This is a genomic window from Streptococcus sp. 53, from assembly GCF_013276565.1.
In the GTDB taxonomy this organism is placed as follows: Bacteria; Bacillota; Bacilli; order Lactobacillales; family Streptococcaceae; genus Streptococcus.
Genome location: NZ_VMLG01000013.1, coordinates 20,120 through 38,599 on the forward strand (window position 1 = coordinate 20,120; position 18,480 = coordinate 38,599).

The window sequence follows — 18,480 nt, forward strand, 5'->3', positions numbered from 1 at the left end:
AGACTAGCGACGCGATGAGCGCTGGGTCGTTTGGTTTCGATTGCTCTCTTCCTCTTGTTTTTTCTGTTCTTCTTCTAAACGTTTACGTTCTTCTTCCTGCTTTTTCTCGGCTTCCTTAGCCTCTTGTTTGGCTTTTTCCTCAGCTTCCATAATCAATTTATCCGCCACTGTGTAACTGTAAATTCCAGCTTCCATGTCAATCACACTCGGTTCTGACAATTGTGGCTTAATCTTACTGTAATAAGGCAGTTTCTTGCTCATTTCAGAAAGGGGAACCAAGACTTCGTCCGAATCATTCATGGTCAATCGAATTAAATCTGAAGTTACCTTGCTTGGGGCTAATTCCACCTTCTGGATCGCAGACTTGAGTTCTGGGCTAATTTGAGAAAGTTCTGAGACAAAAGCCTTGATTTGTTCACTATCATTAAAGAGAACTGATATATAAGTTTCTGGTAAACTGACCAAGCTCACAGAACTGGTCTCAAGCTGACCGCTTGAAAGGATTGGATAATGATTTTCACCAGAAACATAGTAAGCAACAATATCGTATTCTTTAACCTTGATAGTAAACTCGGTTGGAAATTGATAAACAAGCTGAGCTGATTCCACCCAATAGTTAGACTTAATTTGCTCTTCATATTTTGCCTTGTCTAGCAGAAGGTTAATCGTATAATCCGAATCCTGAATGCCTGAAGCCTGTCGAATATCATCAGCCGTAGTTTGCACCGTTCCCTCAACACGGATATCCTTCATGGTCGCATAAGGACTGAGTAAGTAAGCAGAGATAATCAATAAAAGCAGACTTGGAAATAAAATCGTTAAAGCCCGCAAGATATGGAGGCCAGGAATCTTTGCTTTGGCTGGTTTTTCTTTTGTAGCCTTTTTAGCAAGCTTTTTATCCTGGTTCTCCTTCTCTTTAGACGTTGATTCTTCTTTCTCTTCTTCCTCTTTGTCACCCTCTGGGGCTTCTACTTTTTCTTCAGACTCTTCCTTAGCTGATTCTTCATCTTCCTGGTCTGTTTCACTCTCCTGATCCTCTGACTTCTCAGATTCTTCTCCCATTCGAGCTTGTCTTTCCTTTTCCTTCTCCTCAGCTAGGGTTGCCTCTTCTTCAGCTTTCTTTTTTAGATATTCTTGGTTTCGTTTCTGCCATTCTGATAACTCTTTCAATTCTTCGAGGATTTCTTTGCCCTCATTTTTCTTATCTTTTGACATTTACTTTCCTTATGATAAATCTTTTTTCAATAATTGATAAAAATCTGCTAGAGATTTCAATTCCTTAGAAGCCTTCATCTTAGCTTGGTAGTCTTCCTTGTGGCTTAGTAAGTGAGACAGCTTCTCTTCCAAACTATCCAAGGTCAAATCACTTTCTTGAAGCTCTTCTGCATAGCCTTTCTTAACAAAGTAAGCTGCGTTCTCAATCTGGTCTCCACGACTAGCTTCACGACCAAGCGGCACAATAACATGCAATTTTGCCATGGCCAAGAGCTCAAAAATCGTATTGGCACCACCTCGTGTCACAACAATATCAGCCAATTCCATCAAAGGTTGATAGAGATTGGTCACATAGTCAACACGAAAAAGATTTCGGCTCAATTCATTCAGGCTAGAGTCTCCAGTTAGATTGATAATATTGTAGCACTCTGTCAGTTCTTTCTTATGGTCTGTCACCAATTGGTTAAAGACACGAGCTCCTGCAGAACCACCGACAAACAATACAGTTGGCAATTTAGGATTAAAGTGGGTTTGGATATCCACCAATTCATCTGGTTCTGGAGTGTTTTTGTCCGAAACCTTGGTCACTGCTCCCACATGCTCGACCTTAGACAAACTCGAATCTTGTTCAAAGGTTGAATACATCTTCGTCGCAAATTTATAGGCGATTTTATTGGCCAAGCCCATAGACAGGTCAGATTCGTGAATAAAGACAGGCACTCCTGACACACGCGCTGCGATAACAGGCGGCACAGAGACAAAGCCCCCCTTTGAAAAAAGTGCTTGTGGACGAAGTCGCAACATGATAAAGAGCGATTGGACGATTCCCCAGCCAACTTTAAAGACGTCCAGCATATTTTGCCAAGAGAAATAACGACGCAATTTCCCAGTCGCAACGGAGTGGAAAGTGACATCCAAGCCTGACTTGAGGATTTCTTGGTGTTCAATACCACGCTTGTCCCCGATATAGTGGACTTCCCAACCATCTTCGATAAACTTGGGCATTAACAAAAGATTGAGGGTAACGTGTCCAACCGTCCCCCCACCTGTAAAGACAATTTTTTTCATATTATTCCTTTAACTCCGCTACTGTGTCGATAAAGAGGTCGCCACGTACTTCAAAGTTAGCATACATATCCCAGCTGGCATTGGCAGGACTGAGAAGAACTACATCTCCTTGAGTCGCAAGCTCGTAGGCCTTGCGGGTCGCATCAGCAATATCAGTCGCATCCACATAAGCTACACCAGCCTTATCCGCTGCCCGTTTGACACGTTCTGCAGACTGACCGAGGATGACCATCTTCTTGAGTCCAGTAATATCTGGAACCAATTCGTCAAACTCATTACCACGGTCCAAACCACCTGCAATCAAAATGACCTTGCTGTTGTCAAATCCTGACAAGGCTTTTTGGGTAGCTAAGATATTGGTTGACTTGCTATCATTATAAAATTTGACACCCTTGATTTCATCCACAAATTGGAGACGGTGTTTGACACCACCAAAGGCTGAAAGAGTTTCTTTGATGGTTTGATTGTCCACACCACGAAGCTTGGCTACAGCAATCGTCGCAAGGGCATTTTCCACATTGTGGCTACCTGGAACTCCGATTTCATTCGCTGCCATGACCACTTCCCCACGGAAGTAGAGCTGACCATCTTCCAAATAAGCCCCATCAACCTTTTCCTGTGTTGAAAATGGTACAACTGTAGCTTGTGTTTTTCTTGCCAATTCTTTTGCCAAGTCTTGGTTAAAGTTCAAGACAAGGAAATCAGCCGCTGTCATCTTGTTCTGGATATTCCACTTGGCTGCTACATATTCCTCAAACGAGCCATGGTAGTCGATATGAGTTGGCATGAGGTTAGTAATAACCGCAATCTCAGGATGGAATTCTTGAACACCCATGAGTTGGAAAGAAGAGAGTTCCATAACAAGTGTGTCCTTATCTGACGCAGTTTGAGCCACTTGACTGGCAGGATAGCCGATATTTCCTGATAAAAGACCATGTTGCCCAGCAGCAGTCAAAACGTCCCCAATCATAGTCGTTGTGGTTGTTTTTCCATTTGAACCTGTGATACCGATAATTGGCGCTTCTGAAATCAAATAAGCCAATTCCACCTCAGTCAAGACTGGAATTCCCTTGGCCAAAGCCTTTTCAATCATGGGATTGCTGTATGGGATACCTGGATTTTTTACCATGAGGGCGAACTCTTCATCCAAGAGTTCCAAAGGATGGCCACCTGTGATAACCTTGATTCCTTCTTCCAGCAAACTTTGGGCAGCTGGATTGTCCTCGAAAGGTTTTCCGTCATTTACTGTCACAATGGCACCTAGCTTGTCCAACAAACGAGCTGCAGATTCACCAGACTTGGCCAAACCTAAAACAAGGACTTTCTTATTTTTAAATTGATCTATTACTTTCATGTCTCAAACTCCATTTCTACTCCTACTATTTTACCATTTTTATGGAAATAAAAAAGCCACAAAGTGTGTTTGTGGCTCTTTCTTCTAACTGATACTCTTCGAAAATCTCTTCAAACCACGTCAGCTTCGCCTTGCCGTATATATGGTTACTGACTTCGTCAGTTTCATCTACAACCTCAAAGCAGTGCTTTGAGCAGCCTGCGGCTAGCTTCCTAGTTTGCTTTTTGATTTTCATTGAGTATGAATCTTACCATATCATCTATGTGATAAATCGGTAACTCGAATGACTTGGTCCACTTGCTCCCAAATCAGAGGATTGTGGGTCGCAATAATAATAGTTCGATTCGGATTTTTTAAAGATTCTAGGATAGAGAGTAATTCCTCAGAGTTTTTGGGGTCTAGCGAAGCGGTTGGTTCATCTGCGAGGATCAAAGGCGGATCCTTTAAAATTATCTTCGCTAGTGCAACACGTTGTGCTTCTCCTCCTGATAATTCAAAGATAGGTTGCTTTAAATCTAAATAAGAGAGGTTGACACGGTTTAGAGCTTGTTTCATCAAAGAGATTTTCTCTTTTTCTTTCAACTTTTTACCAACTAAACCCAGATTGAGATTCTCTTTGACGGTTTGGCTTTCAATTAAGCCAAAATCTTGAAATAGGTATCCTAAGTAATCTCTAAAGAAAACAGAGGGCTTAATGTCTTTAAGAGAGGTGCCATCATAGATAATTTGCCCTTTGTCATATGGCTCTAATCGTCCAATCATATTCAAGAGTGTTGTCTTACCACAGCCACTTGTACCGATTAAGGCATAAATTTTCCCACCTTCAAAATGAAGATTTGTATCTGAAAATAGCTGACGGCTTCCAAATTTTTTAGATATATTCTTTAGTTCAATCATCCTATTTTCCTTTCATAATTGTCATAGAAACACGAGATTCTTTCTGTGCTTGACGGTAAAGCGTCAAAACTGCACTAGCTAGAAAGACGAATAAAGTGAGCAAGCCAATCACCAAGTCTCGACTGCTTAAAATAAAGAAACTAGCACCAAATACAAAACTGGCAAATTGGCTAACCATATACTGAGCATGTGTTTCAAAAAATCGTAAACCTGAAATTCGTTTAATCAAGATATCTCGGCGGAATTGCTCGAAATATAGAAGATTGACAGAATAAAAGAGTAATAAGGAACTGGCTATCCCAACAATAGCTCCTAAGATTAAAGTTGCTGTTTCAGTTTGAACTTCATTATAACGAGTTAGATAAACACTTCTTCCTTCTTTAAGATAGGATACTTGCTCATAAATTCCAGCTTTCTTTAAGAGTTCTAGCCCACTCTCATATCCTTTGATAAAGAGTTGTTTTCCAGCATTGATAGACCAAATAGATTTGGAAATAATACTATCACCTGTAGATGTTGGAGTAAATACAACTAAAATCGGATCAGTTAAGTACTGGATGGATACTGGGCTTTCACCGTTATTATAAATAAATCGCTTTTCTCCAGTTGGAAGATAGCTAACAATCGCTCTCATTTCATACTCTAAAGGAGCACTTGCCTCCTCACCAGATTTTCCATAATAACTCAAACTCTCTTCAAAAGCTTTCTTAAGTTCTGCTTCCTGTGAACGAAGAGATTCTGGTAATAAGAGTCCAAATTCCCCTTTTTGAAGATGGGCTAGTTTCTGTCTAGTCTCATCATTTACAGTCACATTTTCCTTGTCCAAATAACTTGGACTGACATAGAGAACATTAGCATCTGGACTATAGGTATCCAGTGTCTCTCCTTTTTCATTTTTTCCTTGAGGATTTGCAAAATGAATGAGATTATCTTTTACAAATAGAGCCTGTTCTTCTTCGATTGCTTCCTTGGCAAAGGCATACCACTTATTCTGATTTTCTGTATCTTTTACTCTATCACCTAAGCCAAAGAAAATCTGGTAATAGTCTGCTCTGTCCTGCCATGCTTGTTTTGAAATTTCAAGTTCTTTCAATCGTTGGTAAGACGTCAAACCTGTCTTAACAGCGTAGCCTACTGTAAAAACAGCTACTAACTGACACAATAGGGTTAAAGCCATCAAGCGTTTAAGGGGTAATCTTCCCTTAATAACGGGAACTAATGCTTTATAACTCAAACTCATTAGATAAAGGAGCATTAGTAAAATTGAAATCCCCAATAAAAACAACAGATAGAAACTAATCCCAAAACCATAGGTGGCTAACAAGATAGGATAAAACAAACCTTGACTAAAAAGAACGACTCCCCCACCTAGGAAGGAAAGGAGGGCTGATAGAAGGAGCCACTTGATATCAGTAGATAAAGAATGCCCCATGATGGATAAGAGAGTCTGACCAGAAAAGAGTTTTATACCTGCTGCTCTCATTTCCTTAATCCGAGTGATAATCACTAAAGCAAAAAAAGATAAGCCAAATATTGCTAAACTAATTAAAATAAGGGGAATTAGTAACATTCTAAAAGCAAGAGAATAGGGCGGTGTCTTTCGGTCAGGAATTGCTTTATAACCCAAATCTCCTAATTTATCGGCAAGCTTTTCTTTCGTCAAGGAGCCTGATAAAAGGAGATAACTATTTAGTGGATCACTACGTTCACGACTTTCTTGACTAGCTTCTTGGAATTCTTTTGGTAAAGTTCCCTGACCATAAGTTGCATAAGTAAAGTGAGTCGTCCCATCCTTACTCGGCTCTACAATTCTTCTAGCTATTAAACTCTGTTCTGAGTTTGCAAAATTCTCCAATTCCTGTTCAAATACCTCACGCGTCGGTTCCTGAGTATCCTTTTTGACACGAAGTAAGGAGACGGAATCATAGCTTGCATATAAATATTGTGGCGCACGTAAGACAATAATCCAAGCAAGGAAGAAGCTGAGAAAAAAAGTTGATAGTAATATGAATAGTTTCTTCATAGTAGACTCCTTGTATAAGAGAATAACCCTATAGAAAAAGATTTTATCTTTTTACAAATCCTTAGAATTATTTTCCTAGTTTAATCCATTACACCCTGAACAACAAGATAATAATACTCTTCAAAAATCTCTTCAAACCGCGTCAACGTCGCCTTGCCGTAGATATATGTAACTGACTTCGTCAGTTTTATCTACAACCTCAAAGCAGTGCTTTGAGCAACCTGCGGCTAGCTTCCTAGTTTGCTCTTTGATTTTCATTGAGTATAAATTTAATCCTTTCTTATTTTGAAAACGATTTCTTATAACTTAAGTATATCACTTTCTATATAATCTATCAACATATTTTGCTAAAATATTATTAGTAATAGAATTTTACAGTTTCCTTAAAAATAGATGTCATTAACGAATTTTATTCTAGTTTTTCCCATTCATATTATCCAAGCAAAAGAGATGATGTTATAGTAAAAAAACAATTCAAACTATTGTAAAATTCCTACCAAAAAAAGAGAGCCGAAACTCTCTTTTTTATCTTCTTTTACTTTTTTTGACTGGCATGAGTGTGATGTCTCTCACACTAAAGTAAGCTAGGATTAACATGGCTATTGCTAGGAACATTTCTGTTGGTAATTGAAAAATTTTCAGAAAAGATAGAGCCAATAAAATCAAGAGTGCCACTAAAATACATACCATAGCGACGATATTGACTGTCCCTTTAATGCTTTCTGGTGTCGCAAATACATAGAGTAGTAATAAGAGGATTCCTATGATTAAATAAACCATCTTTATCTCTTTCTAGCTCTTATTCAGCTGATTTTTTCTTCTTGTTAGCTTTCTCACGCTCTGCCTTGTTAAGGATTTGTTTACGCAAACGGATAGACTCAGGAGTTACTTCCATGTACTCATCGTCGTTCAAGAACTCAAGAGACTCTTCAAGTGTCAAGATACGAGGAGTCTTGATAACAGCTGTTTGGTCCTTAGTAGCTGAACGAACGTTAGTCATTTGTTTCGCCTTAGTGATGTTAACGGTCAAGTCGTTTTCACGAGAGTTTTCACCGATGATCATTCCTTCATAAACCTCAGTACCTGGGTTAACAAAGATTGTTCCACGTTCTTCGATAGACATGATTGAGTAAGTTGTAGCCTTACCAGCATCGATAGAAACAAGGGCACCACGGTGACGTCCACCAATTTCACCTGGAATCAATGGCAAGTATTGGTCGAAGGTATGGTTCATGATACCGTAACCACGAGTCATTGACAAGAACTCAGTTGAGTAACCGATCAATCCACGCGCTGGAACAAGGAAGACCAAACGAGTTTGACCATTACCAGTTGAAATCATATCCAACATTTCACCCTTACGTTCAGAAAGGCTTTGGATAACAGATCCTTGGTATTCTTCTGGAGTGTCGATTTGAACACGTTCAAATGGTTCGCATTTGACACCGTCGATTTCTTTTACGATAACTTCTGGACGAGATACTTGAAGTTCATATCCCTCACGACGCATTGTTTCGATAAGGATTGACAAGTGCAATTCTCCACGTCCTGAAACAGTCCATTTATCTGGTGAATCAGTTGGGTCAACACGAAGGGAAACGTCTGTTTGCAATTCTGCCTGCAAGCGTTCTTCTACCTTACGAGACGTCACCCATTTACCTTCTTTACCAGCAAATGGTGAGTTGTTGACCAAGAATGTCATTTGAAGAGTTGGCTCATCGATGTGTAGGATTGGAAGAGCTTCTACTGCATCTGTCGGAGTAATGGTTTCACCGACAAAGATATCTTCCATACCTGAAACGGCAATCAAGTCACCTGCTTTGGCTTCTTGGATTTCACGACGTTCCAAACCAAAGAAACCGAAGAGTTTTGTAACACGGAAGTTTTTAGTTGTGCCGTCAAGTTTAGAAAGGGTAACTTGGTCCCCAACCTTCACAGTACCACGGAAGACACGGCCGATACCGATACGTCCAACGAAGTCATTGTAGTCCAAAAGTGAGACTTGGAACTGCAAAGGCTCATCTGAGTTATCTACTGGAGCTGGGATATGGTCGATAATCGTGTCAAAGATTGGTGCCATAGTAGCTTCTTGGTCAGCTGGATCATCTGACAATGAAGAAGTTCCGTTGATCGCTGAAGCATAAACCACTGGGAAATCAAGCTGGTCGTCATCTGCACCAAGCTCAATGAAAAGTTCCAAGACTTCATCCACTACTTCAGCTGGGCGAGCTGATGGTTTGTCGATTTTGTTAACAACCACGATTGGGACAAGGTCTTGTTCCAAGGCTTTTTTCAATACAAAACGAGTCTGTGGCATTGTTCCTTCGTAGGCATCTACGACCAAAACAACACCGTCAACCATTTTCATGATACGCTCAACTTCTCCACCGAAGTCCGCGTGTCCTGGTGTGTCCATGATATTGATACGAGTTCCGTTATAGGCAACGGCTGTATTTTTAGCAAGGATGGTAATTCCACGCTCTTTTTCGATATCGTTTGAGTCCATAGCACGCTCTGCCAATTCAGTACGTGCATCAAGCGTTTCTGATTGTTTCAATAATTCGTCAACGAGGGTTGTTTTACCGTGGTCAACGTGGGCGATAATCGCAATGTTACGGATATCTTCTCTTAATTTTGTCATGATTTCCTCTATAATATTCAAAATTTATTTTCTAACTGAACGATTATACCATAATTTCAGGTAAATAACATAACTCAAGCAAGTGTAAATGTTTTCACTCCGCTTTTCTTTTCACGTCAAGCCTTTTCAAAGCAAACAACTTATGATAAGATAGGCACAGTATGCGTTTAGATAATTTATTAGCCCAAGAAAAAGTTAGCCGAAAGGCCATGAAACAAGCCTTACTTAAAGGGGAAATTCTCGTCGATGGTTGCCCAGCCCGCTCCCTAGCCCAAAATATCGATACAGGACTACAGGAACTCCTTTTTCAGGACCAAATCATTCAAGGCTATGAGCACACCTATCTTATGCTTCATAAGCCTGCTGGTGTCGTTACAGCCAATAAAGACAGGGAACTTCCAACTGTCATGGACCTGCTGTTACCTGACATCCAGTCTGACAAGCTCTATGCCGTCGGCCGACTGGACCGAGATACGACAGGACTCCTCCTCTTGACCGATAACGGCCCCTTAGGCTTTCAGCTCCTCCATCCCCAATATCATGTCGATAAGACTTATCGAGTTGAGGTTAATGGACTTCTGACACCTGACCATATCCAAGCCTTTCAAAAAGGAATCGTCTTTTTAGATGGTACTGTCTGTAAACCCGCAAGACTAGAGATTCTATCTGCAAGTCCTTCCCACAGTCAAGCCTCTATTACCATTTCAGAGGGGAAATTTCATCAGGTAAAAAAAATGTTCCTGTCAGTTGGTGTCAAAGTCACCTCTCTCAAACGTACTCATTTTGGGCCTTGGAGTTTGGATGAGAAGCTTCAAGAGGGAGACTACCGCCCCCTTAACTCAGAAGAGTTGGCAAGCATTTGTGACTTTCTCAGAAAAAGTGGTTAAAAAATGAGCTCGGAAACATCCCAAGCTCGTTTTCTTATTTCTCAACTTTGACTTTCCCTTTCCAAGAATCCAGTCCATAAGAAAGGATATAAATCTCAGAAAAACCTTGTTTTTTCAAATAAAGGGCTGCATTTGTGACACGCTGCGCACGTTGGTTTTCGTAAAGAAGGACAGGTTTATCCTTACGAAGAGCTGCAAGACTAGTTTTCAACTGACTTGAAGGAATATTGCGGGCACCAAGGATATGTTTTCTGTGGAATTCTGCTGGGGCGCGCAAATCAATCAATTGACCTGTCCGAATCAAGGCTTCAAACTCCTCATTGTCTACAATTTTAGCCGCACGGCGAATACGAAGATAGTTAAAGCCCATCCACGCCAACATTGCTAGTATAAGTGCCCACAAAATCCAAGTAACCATTAGTTCTTTTCTCCATTTTTCTCAATATAATCCAATTCTACCTTGTGCTCTCTGCGAAGAACCGCTTCCGCTTCCAGATAGTCTAATTTGTCCATCAACCCTGCATCGTAAATCCGTGAGAGTTCCAACTTCATCAGCTCAATATCATATAAGCGTTTTCCCATATAAACAATAATACCAAATCGTTTGAGGAATTGCTGCACATCATAGAATGTTTTCATAAGACTCATTCTAGCAAATTTTTGTGTTTTTTTCAAGAAGAGACTCACACAAGAAGTAGCACAGAAATTAAAAAAGCTGCATCTTCTGCAACTTTTTAATCTGGTGGAAAATAGCCCAACTGCTCAGCGATGTGAATCGCCTCCTGCCTGTTAGTCACTCCCAATTTTGAAAAGATATTGGCCAAATGATTGGAAACTGTACGTTTACTCACATAGACCTTGTCACAGACATCATCAATGGTCAAGCCATTTCTAACCAGTTCTAGTATCTCGATTTCTCGTGGTGTTAGCACCTCTACCATCACTTCATCTGAAAAGACCTTACCACCTAGATAAATCTTTTCCAGTTTTTTCTCCAACTCATCTGGGTCCATACTTTTGTCCAGAAAGCCATAAGCCCCCATAACTTTAGCTCGGTGTTCATACATTTTTTTACTGTAACCTGTCAAAATCACAACCTTACTAGAACAACCATTGTCGATAATCTCTTGTGCCAAGGTCAGCCCATCAGCTTGATACAGACTCGTCAGGTTGATATCAATCAAAATAATGTCGTAGTCATTAAAAGCAATCTCCGAGATAGTCGAAAAATTATCCACTAACTGAACCTTTTTAATGTTTTCCGATAACTCTAAAATCATCTTGATACTTTGGCTAAATAATTTATGATCATCAATTAACAAAATTTTCATAACACAACTCCTTATCAATTGGGAGAGTAATTTCTACACGAAATCTCTTATTATTTTCAAAAATCTGCATTTGACCACCTAAAACACTAATTTTATTAGACATATTTTTCAAGCCATAACCTAAGGATTTTTCTGTTTGAACGCAGTTATTTTCAGAAATGATAAAAATAGCGTCATCATGCACATCAATCTTCAAAGAAATCCTTCCACCACTAGCGTACTTAACGGCATTGGTCGCCAACTCCTCAACCAGACGATAGGCAATTTTATCATAAGGAGATAAAAGCCTAAAGTGGACAGGAAACTGTGTGACGACTTCATTTTCTGCGTGATAGCGCTTGACAATCCGATTAATCAGCCCTTGATACTGTATGTCTAACTGCTCGTCTGTTTCTACCATTGGCTGATAATAATCCATCCGCTCACGAATCCGCTGAACCAACTCCTCTGTCACCAGATTGATCTGTTCACCAAAAGCTTGATTACTACTATATTTATTGAAATTTTTTATTGCCATCACATTTTGCAGGATTTCATTGTGAAGAAATTCGGAGAACTGTTGTTCTGTGTCTTCATTTGCCAGCAGACTTTTCACCATACGATTACGCTTTAAAAAGAGAACTTTTACATAATCCCTAGCATCTAGCATTTCAGCAGAACGAAAAAGGCGAATCAATTCTTCCGAACAAATTCCGAACAATAGTAACATGATATTCAAGACCAAAAAGCTCGTGTTTAAATCTAGACGAAAGATGATGAAAATGCCTACTAACAAAAACATAACCAGTAAAAACAAGCGTGAAAAAGCTTTTATATAGGACAATTTCAACTCTGATACCCTTTTTTGAAGAGAGCTGACAATCATTTTGAAGTGTAAAAAAGCTAAGATACCAAGAATTTCTAGATACCAGACTAGGTTCATCACTCCTGAGCCCGTCGTATTGATATACAAAAAGAAATAAGAAAGAGGCAATATTAAAGCTAATATCCACAAATTTCGTCTCTGATACTTGAGTTTACTTTTCAACTCTTTATGATATAAAATCAGTAAAATCAAGGGAACAAGGTTTAAAAAGAAAGACGCAAACAAGGACAGAAATAGAAAAATTGAAGGACTTAACAGATACGAACTAATGGTGATTAGTGTCAACACAAAGGACACACTCAACAGTTCTTCTCCTATTTTCTCTCCCAGAAAGATAATAGACAGAGAACTATACACCAATAAAAAAGAGTTGAGCGGATGAAGAATATCAAAAAAGTGCAACAGGGTGCTCGCAACTCCTTGATTAAATATGGATTGCCAGCTAATGAGAAACATCATCAGGAGCAACCAAAGTTTCAACTCACTATACCGAAAGGTCACAATATTACAAATATAGCTAAATACAATTAAAGCAATAATCAGCAATAAAACCATCTGCAAGGAAAAATCTGTCGAAAAGTCTAGAGGAATCCTATAATAAATATAAATCATTAAAGCTAGATGATTAAAAATCGTCAACCACCACAATAAAAGTGAGTTTTTCGAGAGCGATTTGACAAACTGTTTCATATGTATCCACTTCCTGAACTACTTTAATATCATTATAACACAATACCAGAATTGCAGGATAGGCAACTCTGGTATTTGACTTAATTTTCAATAATTTGCCAACTTACTCTGTAAGTCACTAGCAAGTAAAGGACAAAGAGTAAAACCGCTACTCCCAGATAGGTGATATCAATAGAAATGCTGGTATTAGCGAAATTCTCAAAATAGCCCAAAAGAGCGGTACTCAAGGCAAATGCTAGCGGACCTGCGATGACCAGCGGAACCAAGAAATAACTTAGAATCTGTTGCAAAAGAATAGTACGATTTTGCTTCCTCTTATTCCCAAGAAGGTATAAGATTTGATAATCATTTACACTATCCAAAGCACTTGTTGAAGTTTGAAGGGACAAGATACTGAGGGAAATAATGATAAAAATAACACTGACAAAAATCATGACAAAGACAATGACGCCCATAAATCCAAGGTAAACCTCAAAAATACTTCCTTTCGTTTGATAGGTGAACGAATTCAACTCTGCTCCATCACGAGTGAAGTAGTATTTTTCAATCCACTGACTCAAGAATGTTTCTACTTCCCGTTTGTCAATGTTTTCTTTGAAATTGGCAACATAGGTCGTGTGGTCTTCCGTCAATCCAACTACTACCTTATCTGGTACAATCAAGGTTCCTGCGTCATTTAGACCTACTGAAGATAAAAAGTAAACTGTTTCAAGTTGCTTTGAAGAGGCAAGGTTGAGAGAATGACCGTTAATCATGAGGGTTTTGGTCGTTGATAGAAATTCCTGAATCTGCTTAGCAGTTCCTTTATAATTGGCATTGACTAGAAATTGGTCTTCTGACAAGTCAACCTCTCTTTCACCTTGCAGTTTGCGGAGATGATTGTAGGCAGAAATTCCTAAAATCGGTACTTTTGATTCAGGAAGTTTCTTATCATGCGCCCAGAGATTGCTAGTATCAATCAAATCTTTATAGATTACATCACTAGAATAGCTAGGATAGCTGTACTCCTCTTTGATGAGGTTAAAGTCAAATCCATCTGCTTTCAATCTGTCTTTGACAGATTCCTGAGAAAACTGGAACTCTTGACCACGATAAAGATTGACAGATATGTCATAAGGTGAGTATTTGTTCAGCTCTCGGTTCATAGTCGTATAGGCACTACCACTAAAAACTAGCAAGCTGAGAGCCAGTGTCAAGGTCAAGGATAAGACAGCCAACGTGACCGAATTACTATCAGCTTGTTTTGAAAATTGACGAATTTTAAAACTGTTTAGTTTGTTATAGTAGGTTTGAGGCAGTTTTCTAAGGGAGACCAAGATAAAATGGCTCAAGGTATTGTAAAATAAAATCACAAAAATCACGAAGACAGATACCAGCAAGATACCCCAGCTTTTCAAGAGTGATAGATGGTGATAGTCTGAAAAATAGAGAGCACCAAAACCGATAACAGCTGTCGAAAGAATAAAGAGAAGTGCTTGAAGAACTGGCTTGCCTTTTGCCAAGACAGATTTCTTGACCCCATTTTCTTGAATGAGTGCAATGATATTTTGCTTTCTAAAGGTAAGAATGTCCATGACACCAACAATAAGACTGGTTACCAAATAGGAATAAACTAGTAAGATGACAGACTTGTTATCAAAGAAAAGCAGACTACCAAAGTAATTAGCCATGAAAAACTCAGATGCAATCTTAGCTAGAATGACCAGTAAAATCAATCCAAGCAAGAAACCTAGAATCAAGGAAAAGATATTGACCAGCATGGTTTCAAAGAACAGGGTACCGATAATCTGCTTCTTCTTCATTCCCAGCGTTGCATAAAGTCCCAGCTCTTTCTTACGCCGTCCCAGGACAAAGTTTGTGGAATAAACGACGAGAAAGGCAATCGCCGATAGAATCAGATAGGAAAGCAAGCCCATGTACTGACTCATCACCGTCGTCAACATTTCCTTTGCTCCTGATAAACTTTGCATCACTGGATGGCTTGGTAAAGCATTAAAAGCGTAGAGCAAGCTATAAATTAAGGTCAGACTGAAAAAATAGATGGTATAGGTCTGTAAATTTCGAAATACATTTCGTAAAATCAATTTTGGATACATACTCTCCTCCTCCTATCTGGTACGGCTGTAAATCTCTTGCAAATACTGTTCATTAGATAAGCTGTTACGTTCCAAATCATCCATAATCTTTCCATCGCTAAGTAGCACCATCCGTGAAGAGTACTTGGCTGCGGCAGGGTCATGCGTAACCAGTAAAATGGTAATGCCAAAACTTTTATTGATTTCCTGCAAAAGCGCCATCAGTTTTTCAGAATTGGCAGAGTCCAAAGCTCCTGTCGGCTCATCTGCGATAATCAGTTTAGAATCATCAATCAAGGCTCTAGCAGTTGCCACACGTTGTCTCTGACCACCTGATAACTGATTAGGAAACTTATCTTTTAAGTTTTGGATGGCCAACTTATCCAAAATTTCCTCAATCTTATCCTGATGTTTTTTGATATTTTTCCCCTGAATTTGAAGAGGTAGAACAATATTTTCATAAACTGTCAAGGTTTCCACCAAGTTGTAAGCTTGGAAAATATAGGAAATGTTTTTAGCACGATAGTCAGCTAGCTCATTTTCCTTGGCATGGATGATGTCAAAATCTTCAAATCGAATCTCACCTGATGTTGGTTTATCAATCGTTGAAATACAGTTGAGGAGTGTTGTTTTTCCACTACCACTGGCCCCCATAATTGCCAGAAATTCACCTTTTTCAACGGACAAATTCACATCTAATAAAGCATGAACGATATTATCCCCTTGACCAAATGTTTTCGTTAATCCTGTCACGATAAGCTGTTTCATCATTTCATTCCTCCGTTTCTTTATTACTCTCTCATTATACGGTTTCTTTCAAGGTTTGCCATGAGTATTTTGTGCAATATATTCAAGTTATAAAAAACCGATGCCTTTTTCAGGTATCGGTCGATGTTGATTATTTGCGATCGTTTCTTTTTTTCATAAAGTAAACAATCCCTATGACAACAACTCCTAAGACCAGTACAGGTGCATAGAATTCTAGTGTTCCAATAATTCCTTCCATCTTATCCTCCTGTCAAAAAATAGAGAGTTTTACCCACAGCGCACGTTTGGCGAAATACATTCATAAGAATATGTCAATCACCAACCACCACGCCTCTGTGCTGTTAATCTAACAGCCATACCCTACCCAGCAGCAGATTTACCATCCAATTCTTGGCTATCAATTTCCATAATCCAAAGAATCAATCTCAAAGTTATCTCGTTTTATTTGTATTTCTCCCCGTAAATATAACACCAAATCAAAATGTTGTCAATGTTTTGTAATAAAACACTAGAATTTTCCTTTTGTTTTATCTAACAACGAACATTATTTCTCGTACACTCATAGGAATAGGTGAAATACAATCCACAGCAGCCTGCTAGTGTCATTTTAAAAGCTGTGCACCACAAGCTTCTGATTTCCCGAAAAGTTCTTGGTTTTCAACCTCAAAACTTAGAGAATCAATCTCTGGACGACTTGTATTTTTAGCCATAAGGTTGCCTCCTTCCTTCTTTTAGATGATCATCTTTACAGTAACTAGTATAAACTCTAGTACTGTGTAAATAATGAGTAAATCGTGCAAGTTTCTTATTTTCGAGAGAAATTTTTAATCTTATTTACCAAATGATTTAGAAGTTTCTTCTTAACTACTTTACAGAGACCCACACACTCCCCCTGATTTGCCTATCTTCTTTGGCGATTCTGACGCAAGTGTGGTACAATAAAAACATGAGAATTCAACAATTACATTATATTATCAAAATCGTCGAAACTGGCTCCATGAATGAAGCAGCCAAACAGCTCTTTATCACTCAGCCTAGTCTTTCCAATGCTGTGAGAGATTTGGAAAATGAGATGGGCATTGAGATCTTTATCCGCAATCCCAAGGGTATCACCTTAACCCGTGATGGGATGGAGTTTCTCTCCTATGCCCGTCAGGTTGTCGAGCAGACCCAACTTCTGGAGGAACGCTATAAAAATCCTGTCGCCCACCGTGAACTCTTTAGCGTTTCATCTCAACACTATGCCTTTGTGGTCAATGCCTTTGTCTCTTTGCTCAAGAAAAGCGATATGGAGAAATACGAGCTCTTCCTTCGTGAAACTCGTACTTGGGAAATTATCGACGACGTCAAGAACTTCCGTAGTGAGGTCGGTGTCCTATTTTTGAACAGCTACAACCGTGATGTTTTAACAAAAATGCTGGATGACAATCACCTTCTGGCTCACCATCTTTTTACCGCGCAACCGCATATCTTTGTCAGCAAGACCAATCCTCTGGCAAAGAAAGACAAGGTGAAACTGTCTGATTTGGAGAATTTCCCTTATCTGAGCTATGACCAAGGGACGCACAACTCCTTCTACTTTTCAGAAGAGATTCTTTCCCAAGAACACCACAAGAAATCCATCGTAGTCAGCGACCGTGCTACCCTCTTTAATCTCTTGATTGGTCTGGACGGTTATACCATTGCGACAGGGATTTTGAACAGCAACCTCAACGGAGACAATATCGTTTCCATCCCATTGGATATTGATGATCCCATTGAGCTGGTCTATATCCAGCATGAAAAAACCAGCCTGTCTAAGATGGGCGAACGCTTTATCGACTATCTCCTAGAAGAAGTCCAGTTTGATAGTTGAGAAATGATAAGAACCAATATGTAGGCTAGCAACAACCTGCACATTGGTTCTTTTTACTTATAATTAAAAGTTTCCCCTGCCAGCTTATCAGCTAGCTTAGGAAAGAGGGTATAAAACTTATGGGCTAGGTTCAACAACATAGGGAGATTAAGTTCTCGTTTGTTTTTTCCTATAATCTTGACAATCTTTTTAGCCACTGCATCTGGCTCTAGCAGGAAACGGTCAACAGATTTGAGATAGCTTCCATCTGGGTCGGCTTGGTCAAAAAATCCTGTACGGATTGGTCCTGGATTGACTGTCGTCACATAGACTCCATAGGGTATGAGTTCGAGGCGTAAGGCATTTGAAAAACCAATAGCCGCAAACTTGGTTGCTGAGTAGAGACTAGACTTGCCAGTAGCGATTAAACCTGCCATGCTGACGATATTGATGATATGGCCTTTTCGACTTTCCTTCATTCGAGCCGCAAGGCGACGAGACAGATTCATCAGGGCAAAGGTATTGACCTCAAACATCTGATGAATATCTTGGTCGGAAATCTGGTCAAATTCCTCAAAGATCCCGTAACCAGCGTTGTTTATCAAGACATCAATCTCGCCATAGCGGAGATAGAGGTCTGCTACCAGAGTTTCTAAGGCTGAGTCATCGGTAATATCAATTTCAATCAATTCTGCTTGTGGATGATTTCCGTAGAGTTGGGCTAATTTTTCCTTATTTCGACCAAGCAAGATGAGTTGGTCATTTGGCAGAAGTTTAACCATTTCTTGTGCTAGACCACCGCTAGCTCCGGTAATGAGAATAGTAGGCATAC

General features: G+C 39.5%; 18 protein-coding genes. 2 read left to right on the forward strand and 16 right to left on the reverse strand.

Translation table 11 applies throughout. The features are described 5' to 3' along the window. Positions 1–3: 3 nt before the first annotated feature. The 8 genes from HT722_RS04610 to typA all read right to left on the reverse strand — a co-directional run bounded on the left by HT722_RS04610 (position 4) and on the right by typA (position 9,198). Positions 4–1,215 (reverse strand): cell division protein FtsQ/DivIB, encoded by a 1,212-nt coding sequence (locus tag HT722_RS04610; protein WP_173277792.1) that lies wholly within the window; start codon positions 1,213–1,215, stop codon positions 4–6. A 9-nt stretch (positions 1,216–1,224) separates the two neighbouring features. Then, complete coding sequence (locus HT722_RS04615; protein WP_173277794.1) at positions 1,225–2,283, reverse strand: UDP-N-acetylglucosamine--N-acetylmuramyl-(pentapeptide) pyrophosphoryl-undecaprenol N-acetylglucosamine transferase; 1,059 nt, start codon at positions 2,281–2,283, stop codon at positions 1,225–1,227. A 1-nt stretch (position 2,284) separates the two neighbouring features. After that, positions 2,285–3,637: a UDP-N-acetylmuramoyl-L-alanine--D-glutamate ligase gene (murD, locus tag HT722_RS04620; RefSeq protein ID WP_173277796.1), complete on the reverse strand. Its 1,353-nt coding sequence runs from the start codon at positions 3,635–3,637 to the stop codon at positions 2,285–2,287. 25 nt (positions 3,638–3,662) lie between these two features. Continuing rightward, positions 3,663–3,872 (reverse strand): hypothetical protein, encoded by a 210-nt coding sequence (locus tag HT722_RS10490; RefSeq protein ID WP_240146927.1) that lies wholly within the window; start codon positions 3,870–3,872, stop codon positions 3,663–3,665. Positions 3,873–3,892: 20 nt separating this feature from the next. After that, positions 3,893–4,534 (reverse strand): ABC transporter ATP-binding protein, encoded by a 642-nt coding sequence (locus HT722_RS04630; RefSeq protein WP_000571283.1) that lies wholly within the window; start codon positions 4,532–4,534, stop codon positions 3,893–3,895. A gap of 1 nt (position 4,535) precedes the next feature. After that, on the reverse strand, positions 4,536–6,557 hold the full coding sequence (locus tag HT722_RS04635) for a bacteriocin-associated integral membrane family protein (protein ID WP_173277799.1): 2,022 nt from the start codon (positions 6,555–6,557) through the stop codon (positions 4,536–4,538). Between the two features lie 525 nt (positions 6,558–7,082). Next, positions 7,083–7,337 carry a DUF3165 family protein gene (locus HT722_RS04640; RefSeq protein WP_173276395.1) on the reverse strand — a complete coding sequence of 85 codons (255 nt, stop codon included), beginning with the start codon at positions 7,335–7,337 and terminating at the stop codon, positions 7,083–7,085. A 19-nt stretch (positions 7,338–7,356) separates the two neighbouring features. Beyond that, a complete protein-coding gene (gene typA / locus HT722_RS04645; protein WP_000164111.1) occupies positions 7,357–9,198 on the reverse strand; it encodes a translational GTPase TypA in 1,842 nt (613 codons plus the stop codon). A gap of 161 nt (positions 9,199–9,359) precedes the next feature. On the opposite strand from typA, the gene HT722_RS04650 reads away from it, so the two are divergent. Beyond that, on the forward strand, positions 9,360–10,085 hold the full coding sequence (locus tag HT722_RS04650) for a pseudouridine synthase (protein ID WP_173277800.1): 726 nt from the start codon (positions 9,360–9,362) through the stop codon (positions 10,083–10,085). Positions 10,086–10,119: 34 nt separating this feature from the next. Here HT722_RS04650 and HT722_RS04655 read toward each other — a convergent pair whose 3' ends face one another. From HT722_RS04655 to HT722_RS04685, 7 genes are all read right to left on the reverse strand, one after another. Further along, complete coding sequence (locus HT722_RS04655; protein WP_173277803.1) at positions 10,120–10,503, reverse strand: rhodanese-like domain-containing protein; 384 nt, start codon at positions 10,501–10,503, stop codon at positions 10,120–10,122. Further along, positions 10,503–10,772, reverse strand: coding sequence for a YqgQ family protein (locus tag HT722_RS04660; protein WP_033689072.1), 270 nt, complete (start codon positions 10,770–10,772; stop codon positions 10,503–10,505). The genes HT722_RS04655 and HT722_RS04660 overlap by 1 nt, the downstream gene beginning before the upstream one ends. A gap of 47 nt (positions 10,773–10,819) precedes the next feature. Continuing rightward, complete coding sequence (locus HT722_RS04665; protein WP_173277806.1) at positions 10,820–11,416, reverse strand: response regulator transcription factor; 597 nt, start codon at positions 11,414–11,416, stop codon at positions 10,820–10,822. Then, positions 11,397–12,971, reverse strand: a complete 1,575-nt coding sequence (locus HT722_RS04670) for an ATP-binding protein (RefSeq protein ID WP_173277808.1) — start codon at positions 12,969–12,971, stop codon at positions 11,397–11,399. Before HT722_RS04670 ends, HT722_RS04665 begins: the two co-directional genes overlap by 20 nt. A gap of 80 nt (positions 12,972–13,051) precedes the next feature. Further along, positions 13,052–15,067, reverse strand: a complete 2,016-nt coding sequence (locus HT722_RS04675; protein WP_173277810.1) for an FtsX-like permease family protein — start codon at positions 15,065–15,067, stop codon at positions 13,052–13,054. Positions 15,068–15,079: 12 nt separating this feature from the next. Continuing rightward, positions 15,080–15,814, reverse strand: coding sequence for an ABC transporter ATP-binding protein (locus HT722_RS04680; RefSeq protein ID WP_084928212.1), 735 nt, complete (start codon positions 15,812–15,814; stop codon positions 15,080–15,082). Between the two features lie 130 nt (positions 15,815–15,944). Then, the gene (locus HT722_RS04685; RefSeq protein ID WP_004256158.1) at positions 15,945–16,052 is read right to left on the reverse strand and encodes a QVPTGV class sortase B protein-sorting domain-containing protein; all 108 of its coding nucleotides are present in this window, start codon (positions 16,050–16,052) and stop codon (positions 15,945–15,947) included. Positions 16,053–16,760: 708 nt separating this feature from the next. Here HT722_RS04685 and HT722_RS04695 point away from each other — a divergent pair. Next, positions 16,761–17,669 (forward strand): LysR family transcriptional regulator, encoded by a 909-nt coding sequence (locus tag HT722_RS04695; RefSeq protein WP_001222592.1) that lies wholly within the window; start codon positions 16,761–16,763, stop codon positions 17,667–17,669. Positions 17,670–17,722: 53 nt separating this feature from the next. Here the strand turns inward: HT722_RS04695 and HT722_RS04700 are convergent, their stop codons facing one another. After that, positions 17,723–18,478 carry an SDR family oxidoreductase gene (locus HT722_RS04700; protein WP_173277812.1) on the reverse strand — a complete coding sequence of 252 codons (756 nt, stop codon included), beginning with the start codon at positions 18,476–18,478 and terminating at the stop codon, positions 17,723–17,725. Positions 18,479–18,480: the final 2 nt, after the last annotated feature.

Excerpts from the sequence above, each read along its gene's own strand:
- HT722_RS04665 (WP_173277806.1), bottom strand. The coding sequence starts at position 11,416 with ATGAAAATTTTGTTAATTGATGATCATAAATTATTTAGCCAAAGTATC.
- HT722_RS04610 (WP_173277792.1), bottom strand. The coding sequence starts at position 1,215 with ATGTCAAAAGATAAGAAAAATGAGGGCAAAGAAATCCTCGAAGAATTG.
- HT722_RS04655 (WP_173277803.1), bottom strand. The coding sequence starts at position 10,503 with ATGGTTACTTGGATTTTGTGGGCACTTATACTAGCAATGTTGGCGTGG.
- HT722_RS04635 (WP_173277799.1), bottom strand. The coding sequence starts at position 6,557 with ATGAAGAAACTATTCATATTACTATCAACTTTTTTTCTCAGCTTCTTC.
- HT722_RS04675 (WP_173277810.1), bottom strand. The coding sequence starts at position 15,067 with ATGTATCCAAAATTGATTTTACGAAATGTATTTCGAAATTTACAGACC.
- HT722_RS04685 (WP_004256158.1), bottom strand. The coding sequence starts at position 16,052 with ATGGAAGGAATTATTGGAACACTAGAATTCTATGCACCTGTACTGGTC.
- HT722_RS04640 (WP_173276395.1), bottom strand. The coding sequence starts at position 7,337 with ATGGTTTATTTAATCATAGGAATCCTCTTATTACTACTCTATGTATTT.
- HT722_RS04680 (WP_084928212.1), bottom strand. The coding sequence starts at position 15,814 with ATGAAACAGCTTATCGTGACAGGATTAACGAAAACATTTGGTCAAGGG.
- HT722_RS10490 (WP_240146927.1), bottom strand. The coding sequence starts at position 3,872 with ATGAAAATCAAAAAGCAAACTAGGAAGCTAGCCGCAGGCTGCTCAAAG.
- HT722_RS04670 (WP_173277808.1), bottom strand. The coding sequence starts at position 12,971 with ATGAAACAGTTTGTCAAATCGCTCTCGAAAAACTCACTTTTATTGTGG.
- HT722_RS04695 (WP_001222592.1), top strand. The coding sequence starts at position 16,761 with ATGAGAATTCAACAATTACATTATATTATCAAAATCGTCGAAACTGGC.
- HT722_RS04700 (WP_173277812.1), bottom strand. The coding sequence starts at position 18,478 with ATGCCTACTATTCTCATTACCGGAGCTAGCGGTGGTCTAGCACAAGAA.
- HT722_RS04615 (WP_173277794.1), bottom strand. The coding sequence starts at position 2,283 with ATGAAAAAAATTGTCTTTACAGGTGGGGGGACGGTTGGACACGTTACC.
- typA (WP_000164111.1), bottom strand. The coding sequence starts at position 9,198 with ATGACAAAATTAAGAGAAGATATCCGTAACATTGCGATTATCGCCCAC.
- murD (WP_173277796.1), bottom strand. The coding sequence starts at position 3,637 with ATGAAAGTAATAGATCAATTTAAAAATAAGAAAGTCCTTGTTTTAGGT.
- HT722_RS04630 (WP_000571283.1), bottom strand. The coding sequence starts at position 4,534 with ATGATTGAACTAAAGAATATATCTAAAAAATTTGGAAGCCGTCAGCTA.
- HT722_RS04650 (WP_173277800.1), top strand. The coding sequence starts at position 9,360 with ATGCGTTTAGATAATTTATTAGCCCAAGAAAAAGTTAGCCGAAAGGCC.